Origin of the sequence: Pseudomonas sp. M5 (assembly GCF_016907075.1) — a bacterium.
Lineage (GTDB): Bacteria > Pseudomonadota > Gammaproteobacteria > Pseudomonadales > Pseudomonadaceae > Aquipseudomonas > Aquipseudomonas putida_E.
The window spans coordinates 1,445,850-1,463,146 of sequence record NZ_JAFBBH010000001.1 but is presented as its reverse complement, the minus strand read 5'-3'; the positions used below and the strand labels follow the sequence as shown (position 1 = coordinate 1,463,146).

The 17,297-nt window shown below is 61.9% G+C and carries 18 protein-coding genes; 8 read left to right on the top strand and 10 right to left on the bottom strand.

The window, feature by feature from the left end; all coding sequences use genetic code 11:
• Positions 1-65 precede the first annotated feature (65 nt).
• Positions 66-1,364, bottom strand: a complete 1,299-nt coding sequence (locus tag JOE27_RS06680) for an MFS transporter (protein WP_046785743.1) — start codon at positions 1,362-1,364, stop codon at positions 66-68.
• Positions 1,365-1,627: 263 nt separating this feature from the next.
• On the opposite strand from JOE27_RS06680, the gene JOE27_RS06675 reads away from it, so the two are divergent.
• Both JOE27_RS06675 and JOE27_RS06670 read left to right on the top strand, forming a co-directional pair.
• Positions 1,628-2,182, top strand: coding sequence for a chalcone isomerase family protein (locus JOE27_RS06675; RefSeq protein ID WP_046785744.1), 555 nt, complete (start codon positions 1,628-1,630; stop codon positions 2,180-2,182).
• Positions 2,183-2,184: 2 nt separating this feature from the next.
• Positions 2,185-2,721 (top strand): DUF3833 domain-containing protein, encoded by a 537-nt coding sequence (locus tag JOE27_RS06670; protein WP_115274406.1) that lies wholly within the window; start codon positions 2,185-2,187, stop codon positions 2,719-2,721.
• A 1-nt stretch (position 2,722) separates the two neighbouring features.
• On the opposite strand, the gene JOE27_RS06665 is transcribed toward JOE27_RS06670, so the two are convergent.
• The 7 genes from JOE27_RS06665 to JOE27_RS06635 all read right to left on the bottom strand — a co-directional run bounded on the left by JOE27_RS06665 (position 2,723) and on the right by JOE27_RS06635 (position 8,230).
• Complete coding sequence (locus tag JOE27_RS06665) at positions 2,723-3,211, bottom strand: DUF2878 domain-containing protein (RefSeq protein ID WP_125924005.1); 489 nt, start codon at positions 3,209-3,211, stop codon at positions 2,723-2,725.
• A gap of 2 nt (positions 3,212-3,213) precedes the next feature.
• On the bottom strand, positions 3,214-4,473 hold the full coding sequence (locus JOE27_RS06660; protein WP_046785747.1) for a cyclopropane-fatty-acyl-phospholipid synthase family protein: 1,260 nt from the start codon (positions 4,471-4,473) through the stop codon (positions 3,214-3,216).
• On the bottom strand, positions 4,448-5,260 hold the full coding sequence (locus tag JOE27_RS06655; RefSeq protein ID WP_046785748.1) for a DUF1365 domain-containing protein: 813 nt from the start codon (positions 5,258-5,260) through the stop codon (positions 4,448-4,450). Before JOE27_RS06655 ends, JOE27_RS06660 begins: the two co-directional genes overlap by 26 nt.
• Complete coding sequence (locus tag JOE27_RS06650; RefSeq protein ID WP_161871511.1) at positions 5,257-6,504, bottom strand: FAD-dependent oxidoreductase; 1,248 nt, start codon at positions 6,502-6,504, stop codon at positions 5,257-5,259. Before JOE27_RS06650 ends, JOE27_RS06655 begins: the two co-directional genes overlap by 4 nt.
• A 7-nt stretch (positions 6,505-6,511) precedes the next feature.
• Complete coding sequence (locus JOE27_RS06645) at positions 6,512-7,264, bottom strand: SDR family NAD(P)-dependent oxidoreductase (protein ID WP_046785750.1); 753 nt, start codon at positions 7,262-7,264, stop codon at positions 6,512-6,514.
• Positions 7,261-7,683, bottom strand: a complete 423-nt coding sequence (locus JOE27_RS06640) for a nuclear transport factor 2 family protein (RefSeq protein WP_115274410.1) — start codon at positions 7,681-7,683, stop codon at positions 7,261-7,263. The genes JOE27_RS06645 and JOE27_RS06640 overlap by 4 nt, the downstream gene beginning before the upstream one ends.
• Positions 7,684-7,783: 100 nt before the next feature.
• Complete coding sequence (locus JOE27_RS06635; protein ID WP_119687337.1) at positions 7,784-8,230, bottom strand: PAS domain S-box protein; 447 nt, start codon at positions 8,228-8,230, stop codon at positions 7,784-7,786.
• Positions 8,231-8,326: 96 nt separating this feature from the next.
• Here JOE27_RS06635 and JOE27_RS06630 point away from each other — a divergent pair, with 96 nt between their 5' ends.
• A complete protein-coding gene (locus JOE27_RS06630) occupies positions 8,327-9,274 on the top strand; it encodes a MerR family transcriptional regulator (RefSeq protein ID WP_046785753.1) in 948 nt (315 codons plus the stop codon).
• On the opposite strand, the gene JOE27_RS06625 is transcribed toward JOE27_RS06630, so the two are convergent.
• Positions 9,271-10,197, bottom strand: coding sequence for a LysR family transcriptional regulator (locus JOE27_RS06625; RefSeq protein ID WP_046785754.1), 927 nt, complete (start codon positions 10,195-10,197; stop codon positions 9,271-9,273). The genes JOE27_RS06630 and JOE27_RS06625 overlap by 4 nt on opposite strands.
• 115 nt (positions 10,198-10,312) lie before the next feature.
• Between JOE27_RS06625 and JOE27_RS06620 the strand changes: the two genes are divergently transcribed.
• The 3 genes from JOE27_RS06620 to JOE27_RS06610 all read left to right on the top strand — a co-directional run bounded on the left by JOE27_RS06620 (position 10,313) and on the right by JOE27_RS06610 (position 13,613).
• Positions 10,313-11,557, top strand: a complete 1,245-nt coding sequence (locus JOE27_RS06620; protein ID WP_115274412.1) for an MFS transporter — start codon at positions 10,313-10,315, stop codon at positions 11,555-11,557.
• 104 nt (positions 11,558-11,661) lie between these two features.
• Positions 11,662-12,837, top strand: coding sequence for an N-methyl-L-tryptophan oxidase (gene solA / locus JOE27_RS06615; RefSeq protein WP_204918339.1), 1,176 nt, complete (start codon positions 11,662-11,664; stop codon positions 12,835-12,837).
• A complete protein-coding gene (locus JOE27_RS06610) occupies positions 12,834-13,613 on the top strand; it encodes a MetQ/NlpA family ABC transporter substrate-binding protein (RefSeq protein ID WP_012315011.1) in 780 nt (259 codons plus the stop codon). The genes solA and JOE27_RS06610 overlap by 4 nt, the downstream gene beginning before the upstream one ends.
• Positions 13,614-13,708: 95 nt before the next feature.
• On the opposite strand, the gene JOE27_RS06605 is transcribed toward JOE27_RS06610, so the two are convergent.
• Positions 13,709-14,602: a LysR family transcriptional regulator gene (locus tag JOE27_RS06605; protein WP_012315010.1), complete on the bottom strand. Its 894-nt coding sequence runs from the start codon at positions 14,600-14,602 to the stop codon at positions 13,709-13,711.
• Between the two features lie 147 nt (positions 14,603-14,749).
• Here JOE27_RS06605 and JOE27_RS06600 point away from each other — a divergent pair, with 147 nt between their 5' ends.
• Positions 14,750-15,829, top strand: a complete 1,080-nt coding sequence (locus tag JOE27_RS06600; RefSeq protein ID WP_204918337.1) for a 4-oxalomesaconate tautomerase — start codon at positions 14,750-14,752, stop codon at positions 15,827-15,829.
• A gap of 77 nt (positions 15,830-15,906) precedes the next feature.
• Positions 15,907-17,223 carry a dicarboxylate/amino acid:cation symporter gene (locus JOE27_RS06595; protein ID WP_125924022.1) on the top strand — a complete coding sequence of 439 codons (1,317 nt, stop codon included), beginning with the start codon at positions 15,907-15,909 and terminating at the stop codon, positions 17,221-17,223.
• Positions 17,224-17,297 lie beyond the last annotated feature (74 nt).

Here is a 17,297-nt window from a genome sequence, read left to right as displayed (position 1 = left end):
ATGGCGGGGGCGCTTTGCGCCCCATTCGCCGGCGGGCCCCCTTCCAGGAAGGGGGCAACTGACGCTTACTGCGCTTCGACCTTGCGCGGCGCCATGAAGTACAACCACACCAGTGCAATGAAATACATCGCCGGGATCATGGTGAACAGCACTGCGTAGTTGTTATTGGTAACCGTCAGCACGGTGCCGACGATCTGCGTCATGAACATGCCGCCAATGGCCGCGCACATGCTGCCAAAGCCGAACACCGTGCTTATCAGGTGCTTGGGCGTGTAATCCATCAGCAGGCTCCATATGTTCGCCGTCCAGGCCTGGTGCGCGCCGACCGCCACGGCAATGGCAAGCACCGCTACCCACAGGCCACTGGCGTTGGCGGCGAAGGTCACGCTGATCATGGTGCAGGCGAAGATCAGCATCGATATCAGGCGTGCCCGTATGGCGCGTACGCCACGGCCTATCAGCCAGGACGAAAGGATGCCGCCGCCAATGCTGCCGAAGTCGGCCGTGAGCCAGATCAGGATCAGCGGGATGCCCATCTGGGTCACGCTGATGCCCAGGTTGTACTGCTGGTTGAGAAAAGGTGGCAGCCAGTACAGGTAGAACCAGAACACCGGTGCGGTGATCGCGAATGCCACGGCGAAGGCCCAGGTGCCGCGCATGCGCAGGATGCGGCTGAAGGGCACACGTACCGCCTCAGGCTCGGCTTCGCGCTGGATGTACTCCAGTTCGCTCTGGCGCACAGTCGGGTGCTCTTCAGGGTTGAAGTATTTCAAGCCCCAGAACACCACCCAGACCAGGCCCAGGCAACCCATGGCGATAAAGGCGGCCTGCCAGCCCCAGGCCGCCAGGATCACTGGCAGCAGCGCCGGGGTGATCATCGCGCCAACGTTGGTACCGGCGTTGAACAGCCCGGTGGCAATGGCCCTTTCACCCGCGGGGAACCACAGCCGTGTGGTCTTCACACAAGCCGGATAATTGGCGGCTTCGGTCAGGCCGAGGATGAAGCGGCAGACCATGAAACCTGCGGCCGATGTGGCCAGGCCATGGGCACCGGTGGCCAGGCTCCAGAGCAGGACCGCCATGAAAAATGCACGTTTTACGCCGATTTTGTCGATCAACCGGCCCTGCAACAGGAAGCCGATGGCGTAACCCACCTGGAACCAGAAGTTGATGTTGGCGTAGTCCATTGCCGTCCAGCTCATGTCCTTGGCCAGCATGGGCTGCATGATGCCGAGGGCGGCGCGGTCGATGTAGTTCAGTGTGGTGGCGAAGAACACCAGGGCGAGCATGCCCCAGCGCGTCTTGCCGACAGCAAAGGCGTCGCGAATCTTGCTGCCCATGGAAGCATGGGGGATAGGAGGCATGGCCGATGTACCTGTTTCTTGAAATTGTAATGAGCTGCTGGATGCTTCTGGCCCGCGGGTTTGGCTCAAGGCAGTGAGGACCCGCAAGGCCGTGGCATGGTGAGCAGTGAAGCAAGGACCGTCAATGCCAGAAAACGCGCTACCGTTCGATAACCGAACGATTGCCGTCCGTCATTATTTTGCGTGAAAGACTCGATATCTCTACATAAAGTTGTACATGAAAATATACTTGTACAATATTTGAGTGTTCCGGTCTCCAGAGTATGGCCATGCGAAGCACTGTCACAGCCCTCAACCTGTTCGTGCTTGCCGTTGCGCTTGCCGTCATGCCACCCGCCGTGGCGGACTGGCGGCCAGCGGTGCCCGAGGCGCGCAGCGTCGGCAGCGGTGAGTTCACCTGGTTTGGCCTGCGTGTCTACACCGCCCGTTTGTGGAGCGCAGGCTCGCCGCAGGGCTGGAGTGAGCCTTTTGCCCTGGACCTTCTCTACCACCGGAGGTTGTCACGCGAGGCGCTGGTGCAGGCCAGTCTGGATGAAATGCGTCGTCTGAGCGACCGCCCTTTGCCCGAGGCCACGCTTGAGCGTTGGGAGCAAGCGATGAACGAGGCGTTCGTCGATGTGCGCCCGGGCATGCGCATCACCGGGGTGTACCTGCCGGGGCAGGGCTCCCGGTTCTATGTTGATGGTCAACTGCGTCGCGAAATCGCCGACCCGGCGTTTGCCAGGGCATTTTTTGCCATCTGGCTGGACCCGCGGGCCCGGGACCCCGAATTGCGCCAGCGCCTGCTCGGCCTGGCCGGTAATGATCAAGGAGATTGAACATGCGAAGAGTGTTGCTATTGGTCGGCTGCCTGCTGCTGGGCAGTTGCGGCAATGTCGAGGTCGACCATTACGCCGGTGAAAAGCCGGCGCTGGACCTGGTCACGTTCTTCTCCGTGCCGGTGCAGGCCTGGGGCATGTTCCAGAATCGCTCGGGGGAAGTGGTCAAACGCTTCGATGTGCGCATCGACAGCCGCCGCGAAGGTGACCGGCTGATTCTTGACGAGCACTTCGTGTACAGCGACGGTACGCGCCAGCGGCGCATCTGGACCCTGACCCCGGACGGCCCCGGGCGCTGGCGTGGTCGTGCGGGCGATGTGATCGGCGAAGCCCGCGGCGAGGTGGCGGGCAACGCCCTGCACTGGCGCTACCGCCTGGACCTGCCGGTCGACGGCCGGCATTGGGAAATGGACATCGATGACTGGATGTACCTGATGGATGAGGACACCCTGATCAACCGTTCGAGCATGCGCAAACTGGGTGTGGAGGTCGGGCAGATCACCTTGTTTTTCCGCCGCCTGCCAAAGGCCTCGCCGTGACTCAGGCCGCTCTCGCGAGCCGTAGCATCAACGGAAATGCCACCGCCCAGATCGGTGCCAGCAGCAGGGCGGTAGGCAGGGGACCCATTGGTAGTTCCACCCCGGCCAGCCGCGCCCCCGCCAGGTAGGCCAACGGCCCACCGAACAGTCCAAGCAGCCCTCCTAGCCACAACGGGCGGGCAGCCCACGCCAGGCTGTGGCGCAACCCGCTTGCCAGCACCAGCCACATCAGGGCCAGCCAGCCGGGCAGCGGCCATTGGGCAAAAGCGAATACCCCCAGTGCCCCCAGCAGGCTGTCCAGCAGACAACCTGCAAGCCCTATCGCCAGCAGCGCACGCAGTTCTGCGCGCCGCTCATGGCAATAACCCAGGTGCAGCGCCAAGCCTATCGGCACCAGGGCAAGCAGCCAGGGCGTGTGGGCGCCGAGTACACACACCCACCAGCCAGCCTGCAACCACACTGCATTGGCGATAAGCCAGGTACGTGACATGTTCAGGCGCCTGGCAAAGGCGCCCGACGGGCTTGCGGCGCGGCCCACAGCAGTTGCGCCACGCCAATGGCACGTTCCTCGAAGCCGCCCTGGCAGTAACACAGGTAGAACTCCCACAGGCGCTGGAAGGTTTCGTCGTAACCCAGTTCCTTGAGTGCCGTGCGCGCCTGGCGCAGGTTATCGCGCCAATGGCGCAAGGTGCGCGCATAGTCCTGGCCAAAGTCCTCCATATGCACCAGGTTCAACCCGGTCTTGCGGCTGGCGGTGTCCAGCAGCACGCTCAGTGATGGCAGCGCACCGCCTGGGAATATGTAGCGCTGGATGAAATCCACCGAGCGCCGCGCCTGGGCGTAACGTTGATCGCGAATGGTGATGGCCTGCAGCAGCATCAGGCCATCCTCCTTGAGCAGTGCGGCACACTGGCGGAAGTAAGTGGGCAGGTAACGGTGGCCGACGGCCTCGATCATCTCGATCGAAACCAGCTTGTCGAAGCGCCCACTCAGGTCGCGGTAGTCCTCGCGCAGCACCGTGATGCGTTGCGTAAGGCCCAGCGCTTGCACCCGTTGCAGGGTGTGGGCGTACTGCGCCTCGGACAGCGTCGTGGTGGTGACGCGGCAGCCATACCGGGTGGCAGCATGGATGGCCAGGCTGCCCCAGCCGGTGCCGATTTCCAGCAGGTGTTCGTGGGGTTTGAGCTCGAGCTTCTGGCAGATGCGTTCAAGCTTGTTCAGTTGCGCCTGCTCCAGGGTTTGCTCGGCGCTCTCGAACTGCGCCGCCGAGTACATCATGGTTGGGTCGAGCAGGCGTTCGAACAAGGCGTTGCCCAGGTCGTAATGGGCCAGGATGTTGCGCCGTGAACCGCGTCGGCTATTGCGGTTGAGCCGGTGCAGCAGGTGCAGGGCCGGGCGTGCCAGGCGTGCCAGCCCGCCCTCCATGGCATCGAGCACCTCAAGGTTGGCGACGAACACACGGGTGACTGCGGCCAGGTCGGGTGTGCGCCAGTAGCCATGGATATAGCCTTCCCCGGCGCCGATCGAGCCGTTACTGGCGACCAGGCTCCAGGCGGCCTCGTCAACGATTTCGACCTGGGCGTGCAGAGCACTGCCGGCTTCACCGAAGGTCCACTGACGATCGTTGCAGATCACCCGCAAACTGCCGCGGGCCAAGCGGCGCAACTGGGCCAGCACGGCCGTCCTGGCCAGGTTGCCAAGCAGTGGTGTCAGGCCGGTGGACTTGCTAACGCTCAGGGTGGGCTCGGTCATCATCTAACTCCTTGGAGGCGGCTTGGCCCAGGCTCAGGTTACCCAGGCTGGCGCTATGGTCGTGGATGGGCGTGCGCTTGAGCAGCAGCTGCAAGGCCTGCCAGTAGATGGCTGCTACGGTGCGCAGGCTCATCCAGGGGAAACTCAGGATATGGCGGTGCAGAGCGGCGCGATCCAGCGGCCCGCGTTGCAGCGCGAGGTCGGCATCGAACACCTTTTGCCCCTCCCGCCAGTTCTCCATGTGCACGTGTACGCGCCGCGCATCGAGCAGAAAACGCAGGCGGTACTCCATGTCCAGGGGCATGAACGGCGACACATGGAACGCCTTGGCCACGCAAAACCCGGTAGACAGGCCGTCTTGCACCGGCAACACGTAGTGAAAGCGCTCGCGCCATGGCGTGTTGCGCACTTCCAGCAGGATCGCCTGCAACTGGCCGGCGGGGTCGTGGCAGAAGTAGACACTCACCGGGTTGAACGAAAGCCCCCAGCAGCGCGGCTGGGTTAGCAGGTGCACGGCGCCTTCAGGCGTTTGCCCGGTGGCCTGGCCGACCAATTGCCGAGCGGCCTGGGCCAATGGCATGCCATTGCGGGTCAGCGCCGGCAGGTAATCGCTTTCGCGCCAGCTCAGCGGCGCCAGTCGCGACCGCCCCAGCCAGCGGCTGAGGCTGAGCAGGCGGGGTTGCTCGTCCAGGTCCAGGTAGAACATGCCGATCCGATAGCGGAAGGCATGCTGGCGTGGTGTCAGGCGCCTATGGCTGACCCAGCCGTGGCACAGGCTGCTGATCACAAGCCTTCCCCAAAAAACTCAGCCACTTTCAAGGCGCTGACCACGCCGTCCTCGTGGAAGCCGTTGGCCCAGTAGGCGCCGCAGAAGTAGCTGTGCTGTCGGCCCTGCAATTCAGCTTGTCTGGCCTGGGCTGCGAGGGCGACGAGGCTGTACTGCGGGTGCGCATAGTTGAAGCGGGCGAGGATCTGCGTCGGGTCCACCAGTGCGGTCTGGTTCAGGCTCACGCAGAAGGTCACCGGCGCTTCGATACCTTGCAGGATGTTCATCGCGTAGGTCAGCGCGGCCGGTGCCTGCTGCGGGCCGCCGAGGCGGTAGTTCCAACTGGCCCAGGCTTTGCGCCGGGTTGGCAGCAGGCGGGTGTCGGTGTGCAGCACCACGTCGTTGCTGGCGTAGGTGATGGCGCCGAGTATTGCGCGCTCATCGGCACTTGGCGCCTCCAGCAAGGCCAAAGCCTGGTCGCTGTGGCAGGCGAACACCACATTATCGAAGCGCTCGCTGCCGGCCGCGCTGAACACGGTCACGCCGCCTTCGTCACGGCTGACACGGTCAACCGGGCAGTTGAGGCGGATGCGCTCGGCGAATGGCTTGCACAACGGCGCCAGGTAACTACGTGAACCACCCTCGATCACCCGCCATTGCGGGCGGTTGCTCACCGAGAGAAGGCCGTGGTTACGGCAAAAGCGCACGAAGAACTGCAGCGGAAAACCGAGCATGTCGGCGCGTGACATCGACCAGATAGCCGAGCCCATCGGCACGATGTAGTGGTCGATGAAGCGCTGGCCATAGCCCTGCGTCTGCAGGTAGCCACCCAGGGTGGTGGCTTCGTCGATACGCTGGCTGTCCAGGTCAGCAAGGACCTTGCGGTTGAAGCGCAGGATATCGCGCAGCATGCCCCAGAAGCCTGGCGATAACAGGTTGCTGCGCTGGGCGAACAGCGTGTTGAGGTCATGGCCGTTGTATTCGAAACCGCTACGCGGGTCATGCACCGAAAAGCTCATTTCGGTGGGCCTGGAGGCAACCTTGAGCTGGTCGAGCAGGCGGATGAAGTGCGGGTAGGTCCAGTCGTTGAATACGATAAAACCGGTATCCACTGCGTACTGCCGGCCACCCCATTGGACATCGACGGTATGGGTGTGGCCACCGACCCAGTCGGCGGCCTCGAACACAGTGACTTCATGCCGCCGAGAGAGCAGATAGGCACAGGTGAGGCCGGCAATACCGCTGCCGATGATTGCGATGCGCATGTCTGTTTCAGTCCTGTTGCTTGCGTGCCAGGCGCTGGCCTAGCTTCAGTCGCCAGCGCACCGGCATTGCGCCCAGCAGGCGCAGTACCAGAGTGAATACGCCGGGGAAGTTGATTTCTAGCGGGCGCTTGGGCAAACGCACGGCAATGTGCCTGGCGGCGCGTTCTGCACTCCAGATCTGGGGCATGGGGAAGTCATTGCGGCGGGTCAATGGCGTATCGACAAAGCCAGGGCTGATTAGCGTGACATCGATGCCCTCGTTGACCAGATCGATGCGCAGCGACTCGATCAGGTAGCGCACGGCCGCTTTGGAGGCACCGTAGGCCCCGGCACGGGGCAGCGCCAGCCAGGACACCGAGCTGCCGATCACCACCAGGTGCGGGCGTTGGCCACGGCGCAGCAAGGGCAGGGCAGCGTGCAGGCAGTGACTGACGCCGATCAGGTTGGTGCGCACCACGCGCTCGACCAGCTCTGGGTCGAAATGGCCCGGCTCCAGGTATTCACAGGTGCCTGCATTGAGAATCACCAGGTCGAGCGCGCCCCAGCTGCGTTCGATGTGCGCGGCAACATCAGCGACCTGCCGAGGGTCACTGATATCGCCGATGGCCAGCAACGTCTGCTGGGGAAACTGCGCGGTCAGCGGCGCCAGGTTTTCGGCCTGCCGGCCACCCAGCGCAACCTGATGCCCCTGTTCAAGCAGCTGTTGCGCCAGCGCGGCGCCGATGCCGCTGCTGGCACCGGTCAGCCAGCAGCGGCTCATGCCAGCCGCCCCTTGAGCCAACGCACAGCGCTGCCTACTACTGGCACATGCTCGTAAAGCAGTGCACCGGCGTCGAAGTAGTCTTGATGAAAGTGCACGCGTTCGTGCCAGCGAAGGTGGCTGCAACCCTGCAGGCTGATCAGGCGCCCGTTGGCCAGGCGTGGGTGGCGAAAATGCAGGGTCCAGCGAATATAACCGTGGCCCGGTTGGACCTCGTCGGTACCCTCGAAGGTGTAACGCACCTCCTGGGTGTTGGCGTAGAGCTCAGCGAAGTAGGCACGCAGGTCGCTCAGCCCGTCGATCTTGTGCAGTGGGTCGCGGAAGGTGACATCCTCGCTGTACAAGTCACCCAGGCGGTCGAGGTTGTCCGCATCGAGGCTGGCAAAGCGTTCGGCGAAGGTTTGCAGGTAGCTGGACATGCGCGGCCCTGTACAAAAATGGTTTCTTGTACAGGTATAGTCGATCCCGCTGCATAAAGCTATACAGGGTCATAATTTTGTACAGTTTTGCGCGGGGGTGTCAGCTGCCCCTGTCATCCAGTTGTCGCCGCAATTGGGCGACCTCCGCTTCCAGCTCTCGTACTCTCTCCTCGGCGAACACCTGGGCCGTGACATCACGCTGTATGCCAATGTAATACGTCAATTGATCGGCCTCGTTTCGTATCGGCGAAATCGACAGTTCATTCCAGAACAGGCTGCCGTCCTTGCGGTAATTGCGCAGCACCTGGCAGCACGGGCGCCCGTCCAGGATGGCCTGGCGAATGGCATCCAGCGCTTCCTGGTCATGGTCCTGGCCCTGCAGGAAGCGGCAATCCTGATAGAGGATGTCATCGGCCGCGTAGCCGGTCAGGCGCTCGAAGGCGGGGTTGACGTAGATGAGGATGCTGTCGTTTCCTTCCTGCTCGGCAATGACGATGCCGTCGTTGGACGCCTCGACCATCAATTGCAGGAGTTTTGCGTCGATCATGGGGCCTCCTCGAAGTGGTTGCGTATGCTTATGCGCAGCTTAGCCTGCATGCAGCTATAGGTTTAGTATGTGTAACCGTCCTGATGACCCGCCGCAATGAACGAAGCGACCTTCACCGACCTGTTGCCAATGCGTGACGTTGTCAGCCTGACCGGGGTCAACCCGGTGACCTTGCGTGCCTGGGAGCGTCGTCATGGCCTGATCCGCCCACAGCGCACCGAGGGCGGCCATCGCCTGTACACCGCACAGGATGTCCAGCACATCCGCGACATACTGCGCTGGACCGCCAGTGGCCTGCCGATCGGCAAAGTCAGCGAAATGCTGGCCAGACGGCGAGACGCATACGAGCAAACGGTTGAACCGGCTGCTGATGGCTTTGCCGCGTGGCGTGCTGCCGTGCTACGTGCAACCCAGACGTTCGATGGCCAGGCGCTCGAGGGTATTCACGGGCAGCTGTTCACCCTGTTCCCCAAAACCACGGTGTTGCTCGACGTACTGATGCCTGTGTGGCGCACATTACAGTCGGGCAGCTCTTACGGCCAGCGTAGCCAGTGGCTGTTTCTCGATGCCTTTCTGCGCGCCCGGTTGCTGTTGCGCCTGCAGTTGAACCAGGCCAGCGCCCCGCGCGTGCTGTTGGCCGGTACCGGGGGTAGTGCTGAGCTTGAACTGCTGTGCCACGGCTTGCTGCTGAGCGGTGAGCAGCAGCGTATCGACGTGCTGAGCAGCGAACAACCACTTGAGGAGTTGCCACTGCTGTGTGCAGCCATTGCGCCTGCCGCGCTGGTGGTTCTGGTGCAGCCCCCAGTGAGCAGTGGCCTGGCAGATCGTCTGCGCGCCTTGCAGATGGATATCGCCTGCCCATTGGCGCTGCTGGGTGATGGCCTGGCCGAGTCGGCCACTGCACTGAAGGGAATTCCGCTGAGGCTGTTGGAGGGGCGGGGTGGCGAGGCAGGCGCGATGCTCAATGCCTTGCTCAGGGGGGCGCTGGAGCTCTCGACCACCCAGCCTGCAGAAGGGGAGCAAAGCGCTGAGCAACCCCTCTAGCCGGCTTTGGCTGCTTGCTGGCTCAGCCTGGCGCAGATCACATCGACCAATGCGGCTACTTTAGGAAGCGACTGCCGGCTTTTCAGCCATGCAACGTTGATAGGCAGGCCGATGGTGCTCAGCTCAGGCAGGATCTGGACCAGCGTGCCAGCGTCAAGATGTTCCTGCACCAGCCAGGAGGGCAATTGGGCCACCCCCAGCCCGGCCAGCACCATGGCAAGCTGGCCTTCTGCGTTGCCGATTGCAATACGGCCCGAGACCACGCGCTGCTCGCTGTCACTGGCATGAGCGCCCGGGAAGTGCAGCGGATACACACCGCCGTCGGTCCTGCCGTAAAGCACGCACCCGTGCTCATGAAGGTCCCGCTCCGTTTCAGGCACTCCCCGTCGTTGCAGATAACCCGGTGCTGCGCAAAAGATGTGCTGCTGGATGCCAATCAGCCGCCGCTCTACACCCTGGGGCCAGGTCTGCGGCCCGCCAATGCGCACCAGGATGTCGATGTCATGCTCGATGGGATCGACGAAGCGGTCCGTGAGCGTGATGTGTGGCATCAGCAGTTCATGCTCGGCAATGAACTCGATGAGCAGCGGTAGTACCCGCAGTTTGCCGTATGACGCCGGCAGGTCAATGCGCACCCGGCCGCAGGGCTCGGTCTGGGCACTGTGCATTTGCATTTCGGCCTCTTCCAGGCTGGCCAGGATCTGCTTGCAGGTCTGGTAGTAATTGGCCCCCGTATCGGTCAGTGCCAGGCGCCGTGTGGTGCGTGCGAAGAGCTTCATGTTCAGGCGCTGCTCCAGCCGCGCCACGCTTTTGCTGACTGCGGAGGTGGTCAGGCTCATGCGTTCGGCCGCAGCAGTGAAGCTTCCGGCCTCTGCCACGCAAATGAAAACCGCAATGCCCTTCAAGCGTTGTTCACTGAGCAATGGCGCCTCCAACTGTTGAATAAATTTCTTAAGTATCCTTGCTTAAATACCCAAGATGATAATTTTATTCCAGTATAACCTCCTGCTCCATTTTCCTGTTCTGGAGTATTCGCTCATGCATGCCAACCCTGCGTCCCTGTCGGGGGCAGCAGATGCCCGTGCAGGCACCAGCATTCTGATCCTCACGATGGCGGCGTTCGCGGTGCTGACCACCGAATTCATCATTCTCGGCATCTTGCCCGGGCTCGCCCGGGATCTGGGTATTACTGTGCCCAAAGCGGGTCAGTTGGTCACCGTGTTCGCCTTTACCGTGATGCTTGTCGGGCCGTTTCTCACCGCTGCGATATCCCACTGGGATCGCAAAAAGGTGTTTCTCGGGGTCCTGCTGATCTTCGCCGCATCCAATGCGCTGTCGGCGGTCGCTACTGACTTCTGGACCATGGCATTGTCGCGTATCCTGGCTGCTGCGACGCTTCCCGTGTTCTGGGGCACCGCCAGTGAATCGGCAGCCCAGCTGGCGGGTAAAGGCAATGAAGGCAAGGCGGTCGCCCGGGTCTATCTGGGCATCACGGCGGCGTTCGTGTTCGGCATTCCCTTGGGCACACTGGCAGCCGATGCGCTCGGCTGGCGGGGCACCTTCTGGTTGATCTCGGGCCTTTGCCTGGTCATTGCGCTGCTGATGTGGGTGTTCCTGCCACAGTTGCCAGAGGCCCCCAAAAGGGCGGGCGGCGAGCGCCAGACGGTCATCCTGCGGGATCCGAAGTTCGTCTTCCACGTCGCGCTCTCGGTGGTGGTGTTCACTGCCATGTTCAGCGCATACACCTACCTGGCTGACATGCTCGAGCGCCTTGCCCATGTGCCCAGCGCGCAGGTCGGCTGGTGGCTGATGGGCTTCGGTGCGGTGGGCATGATTGGCAACGCCATCGGCGGGCGGCTGGTCGACCGCAGCCCGCTTGGCGCGACCATCGTGTTGTTGACGGTGCTGGGCGCCGGCATGGCGGGTGCACCGCCCGCGGTCGATACGCTGTGGCTGCTGGTAGTGGCCCTGGCCGCGTGGGGTATTGCGTATACCGCGTTGTTCCCTGTTTGCCAGGTGCGCGTGATGATCGCAGGCGCCAAAGCGCAGGCCCTTGCCGGCACGCTGAACGTCTCTGCGGCGAACGCGGGCATCGGGTTGGGCGCTGTGATTGGCGGCGTCACCATTGAGCAGTTGGGGCTGGCTGCGCTGGGCTGGGTGGGTGCGCTGATTGCAGTGCTGGCGGTGGGCTTGTCACTGCTGTTGTGGATGGCAAGCGATCGGTCCGGTAATGCTGCTAAACGCGCTCGCGCAACGGCACCCGCGCCAGTGAAAGAAAGCTGAGGTTGAACACGGTCTACTCAAGGGCATATCGATATACCCTTTAATTCTTTGTTTACTGAGCCCGCCTGCTTTCAACTAACGCCTTTTTGAGCGAGCGATACTCAGTGGAGCACTGCGAAGTAGTCGTCATCGGGCTTGGTGCCATGGGGGCCGCCACCGTTTATCAATTGGCCAAGGCGGGCGTGGATGTGGTGGGGGTCGATCGCTACCACCCACCGCATACCTTTGGCTCGAGCCACGGTGATACGCGCATTACCCGGCTTTCCGTAGGCGAGGGTGCCCAGTATGTGCCCATCGTGAAGAGGGCTCAGCAAATCTGGCGTGAACTTGAGGCGCTGTCTGGCGAATCGTTGTTCGAGCAGTCCGGTTTGCTGGCACTGACCTCCAGTCCCGACTTCGATCCGGACGATATAAGCGATTTCACCCTGCGCACCATAGGCCTGGCCCAAGCCTACGGAATCGAGCACGAAGTGCTTGGCGCTGCACAGATCCGTCAGCGCTTCCCGCAATTTGCCAACGTGCGCGACGATGCGATCGGCTACTTCGAGCCCGGTGGCGGCTTCGTGCGCCCCGAACGGTGCATCGACGCGCAGTTGCGCCTGGCAGTGCAACACGGGGCAACGCTGCACACAGGTGAAACGGTTACTCAGATCAGCTCGGATGAAAGCGGCGTCACGGTCTGCACCAACCTGCGTACGTTAAAGGCCCGCAAACTGGTGTTCAGTGCCGGCAACTGGGCGGGTGGTTTGTTGGGCGAGCCGTTCGACCGTTTGCTGCGTGTCTACCGGCAGAAGCTGTTCTGGTTCGAGCTCGAAGCCGAGGCGGGCCTTGAGGGTGCATCGCCAACGTTCATCCTGACCCATGGGCGCGGGGACGACAAAATCAATTACGGTTTCCCTGCGCTGCCGGGTGAGGGCAGCCTGAAAATCGCCACGGCCCAATACCACACGGCATCGCTGCCCGACCTGCTGGACCGGACCGTGAGCGCGGCAGAAGAGCGCGAGATGTACGAGTTGCAAGTACAAGGCCGTATCGCCGGGGTGACCGACAAGGTCGTCAAGTCTGCCGTTTGTGCCTACACCGTCACTGCAGATCGCCACTTCATTATCGACGAACACCCTGCGCTGAAGCACACCTTGGTGGTGTCAGCGTGCTCTGGCCATGGTTTCAAACACTCCGCCGCCTTGGGCGAGGCATTCGCCCAGTGGTGCATCCGGGGCTCGACCGACCTCGATCTTTCATCGTTCACCCTCCAACGATTCCAAGGAAAACTCTCGTGAAGCGCATTGCACTTTCGCTGGCTCTGCTGGCTGCCACGCTCGGTACTGCACAGGCTGAAACGCTCAAGATCGCTGTGGTGCCTGTGCCTCACGCCGAGATTCTGGAATTCCTCAAACCTGAGCTGGCCAAGCAGGGGGTCGAGCTGGATATCAAGGTCTTCACCGACTATATCCAGCCTGACCGCCAGGTAGACGAGGGCCGGCTGGATGCCAACTACTTCCAGAGCAAGCCCTACTACGAGGCGTACAAGAAAGACCGGCCCAATAGCGACCAGGTCCCGGTTGTTGCTGTACACATCGAACCGTTCGGGGCCTACTCAAGCAAGGTCAAATCTGTGGCCGAGTTGCAGGACGGCGCCATCGTTGCAATTCCCAACGACCCCACCAACTCCGGGCGCGCACTGCTACTGATTGCCAAGCAGGGGCTGATCACGCTCAAGGACCCTGGCAATATCATGGCGACCGCCGCTGACATCACCAGCAATCCGAAGCATCTGAAGTTCAAGGAACTTGAAGCCGCCATGCTGCCGCGCGTCCTTGGTCAGGTGGACCTGGCGCTGATCAATGCCAACTACGCGCTGGAGGCCAAGCTTGAGCCGCACAAGGATGCGTTGTTCATCGAAAGCTCGGAATCGCCGTACGCCAACTACCTGTATGTACGCAGGGACAAGGCTAGCGACCCGGCTGTACAGAAGCTTGGGGCATTGTTGAATTCGCCTCAGGTGAAGCAGTTCATCCTGGATCGCTACCACGGCGATGTTGTGCCGGCGTTCTGATTTTTGGCCTTTGGGGATTGCTGTGGCGTCCACCTCCCGATATCCCGCCCCCGGACAATCCGTTAAAAACCTGACTCTTGAGTAACCCCAACCGATCAACGGTTCGGCCACTTCTCCAGCAAAATGGAAACAAACTTCTCTGCCGCTGGTGAAAGCGAGGCCCCACGTCGATACACCAGCCCGAGCGTGCGCGTCACCTCGGGCTCCATCAGCGGAATGCTCACCAGCGTTGGATGGTCGGCAGCCGGCATGGCCAGGCTTGGCATGGCCGACACCCCCAGCCCGGCTTCGACCATGCCCAACGAGGTGGAAAGGTGCTGCACCTCATAGAACCACTTCGGCCGCCAGCTAAGCCCGGACAGCGCATGGTCCAGCAACATGCGGTTGCCACTGAGGCGGCCGACGCCGATGAGCCGGTAATCGGCAAGCTCTGTCCAGGTGACCGAAGCGCGATCGGCCAGCTCGTGGTCGCGCCGGCAGGCCAGCACGAAACGCTCCTGCACCAGCGACACGAACTCGATATCCGGATGCTGGCCGCTCATCATGTTGATGCCGAAATCGGCTTCGCCGCGCAGCACCGCCTCCAGCCCCTCGTTGGCACTGAGGTCCAGCAGCCGAATCCGGATTTTCGGGTACTGCTCGTTGTAGTCCCGAATCACCGAGGGCAGGAAGTAGAACGCGGCGGTTGGGATGCAGGCCAGGGTCACCTGGCCGGTCTGGCGCTCTGCAAGTTCACGAATGCTCAGGATCGAATCTTCAAAATCATCCAGCAGGCGCCTGGCCTTGGGCAGAAAATCGCGGCCGACGGTGGTCAGGCTCACGCGACGGGTGGTCCGCTCGAGCAGGGGTGTTCCCAGACCCTCTTCGAGCTTTTTTATCCGCCGGCTCAACGCAGGTTGCGAGAGGTGCAGCACCTCAGCCGCCTCGTGAAAGCTGCCAAGTTCGGCGATTTTCACGAAAGATCTTATGTCTTGCAGCTCATATTCCATGATGTGTTCCTAAGGGAATTCACCGCTTTATTGTTTTGTTAAACGCAACAATGGCGACGATATTTGCATTGGATCGATTTATCAATCTTTGTCACTCTTGTGTCCAGAACATCAATTTCCCCAATTGATCAACAAGAGTCAGTAGTCATGCAACGAATTCCTTGTGTGCTCATGCGCGGCGGTACCTCCAAAGGCCCGTTCTTTCATGCGTGGGATCTGCCAGCCAATGTGGTCGAGCGCGACGAGCTGCTGATCAACCTGATGGGCTCCGGTCACGAGCTTGAGATCGACGGCATCGGCGGTGGCAGCCCGCAGACGAGCAAGGTGGCCATCATCAGCCCTTCGCTGCATGCCGACGCCGATGTCGACTACCTGTTCGTGCAAGTGATGGTTGCCCAGCGCCGCGTCGATACCGCCCCCAACTGCGGCAACATGCTGTGTGCCGTGGGCCCTTTCGCCATCGAGCAAGGGCTGGTCAAGGGCAATGACGGCAAGACCCTGGTGCGTATCCGCAACCTCAACACCAACACTTTCGTCAATTCGCTGGTGGAGACACCCGGGGGCATCGTGCGCTACGAAGGGCGTACGGCGATCGACGGCGTGCCGGGCACTGCCGCCCCGGTTCACCTGACTTTCCTCGATGCCGTGGGTAGCAAGACCGGCAAGTTGTTCCCGACGGGGCAGGCCAAGGATGTGATCGACGGTATTTCTGTCACCTGCATCGACATGGCCATGCCCATGATGATCGTCGATGCCGCGCAACTGGGTGTAACGGGGTCGGAAACCCCAGCGCAACTGGATGCGAACACGGCCCTGCTGCAGCGCCTGGAAGCCCTGCGCCTGAAAGCGGGCAAGGCCATGGGCCTGGGCGACGTCAGCGGCATGGTGATCCCAAAGCCCGTGCTGATATCGGCACCACGCTATGACGGTACGCTGCAGGTCCGGTATTTCATGCCGCACAACTGCCACCGGGCGCTGGCCATCACAGGGTCCATCGGGCTGGCAACTGCCTGCGTCAGCCCTGGCACTGTAGTGATGGACATGCTCGGTGATGCTGCCGAAGCACTCACCCAAGTACGCCTGGAACATCCCAGCGGCGGTATCGATGTCGCGCTTTCGCGCGGTGGCCCTGATGGCCAGACCATTCAGGCCTCGGTGGTACGAACTGCCCGCAGGCTGTTCTCCGGTTTTGTATACGCCCCTGGTTTTCAGCGTATGGCCGGTTGAAACCCGGCCTGGCGTCAAACCGTGGTAACCCAGGCAACAAAGCGCATCCGCACAATTTCAACAATGGGTGATGCCTCATGAAGATCGCAAAATCACTGTACTTCCAGATTCTCTGCGCCGTCGTGCTGGGCGTAGTGGTCGGGCATTTCTGGGCGCAACAGGCCGTTGCGCTCAAACCGCTGGGCGATGCCTTCATCAAGCTGATCAAGATGATGATCGCGCCTGTCGTGTTCTGCACCATCGTCACCGGGATTGCCGGCATGACCGACAAGCGTTCGCTGGGGCGCTTGATGAGCAAGACCTTGCTCCTGTTCCTGGGGTTGACCGTTGTCAGCCTGATCATCGGCCTTGCGGCGGTCTACCTTTTCCGGCCCGGCGAGGGCATGAACATCGACCCCGCCACCCTCAGCACCGAGGGGCTCAGCCAGTATGCGGCGTCGGCGGCGAAACTGAGCGTGGTCGACTTTTTCATGCACATCATTCCCGATACCTTCATCGGCGCATTCAACAAAGGCGAAGTGCTGCCGGTGCTGTTCATCGCGGTACTCAGCGGTTTTGCCCTGTCGTCGATGGGTGAGAAGGGCAAGCCGGTGCTGGATGTGCTCGAATCCGCGTCGGCCATGGTGTTTCGCATTTTTGGCTACCTGATGCGCTTCGCGCCGATCGGTGCGTTCGGTGCCTTGGCCTTTACCGTAGGCCAGTACGGCATCAGCTCGCTTGGCGCCCTGGCGAAGCTGGTAGGCACCTTGTACATCGCCTGCGCCTTCTTCGTCATCGTCGTACTCGGTGGCATCTGCCGTGCGCATGGGTTCAGCCTGTGGAAACTGCTGCGTTATTTCCGTGAGGAATTTCTGGTGGTGCTCGGTACTTCTTCTACCGAGCCGGTGTTGCCGCGCATGCTGGAGAAGCTGGAAAAACTGGGCTGCAAAAAAGGGGTGGTGGGGTTGGTGCTGCCCACCGGTTACTCCTTCAACCTGGATGGCACGGCGATCTACCTGTCACTGGCGGCCATCTTCATCGCCCAGGCTTGCAACATCGACCTGACCCTGGGGCAGACCATCACCATGCTCGCCATCATGCTGTTGTCTTCCAAGGGCGCTGCCGGTGTGACCGGGAGTGGCTTCGTAGCCCTGGCCTCGACCCTGACCGTCATCCACGACATCCCGCTGGCAGGCTTGGCGCTGCTGATCGGCGTCGATCGTTTCATGTCCGAGGCGCGCGCCCTGACCAGCCTGGCCAGCAATGCAGTTGCCACCGTGGTGGTCTCGCTTTCGGAAAATGCCTGTGAGCGGGATACCTTGATGCGCACCCTTAACGGTGAGCGTGAGCCGCTCGCCGGGCAGGCCGCGCCAACAGCGCCCAGTTGGCCTGCAGAGCCCCGTCATCACGGCTGATCATCACCCGTAACACCCTTCGTTGACTTGAACCCCGCTCAGCATCACTGTGATGCCGAGTGGGGCAGGGGGCC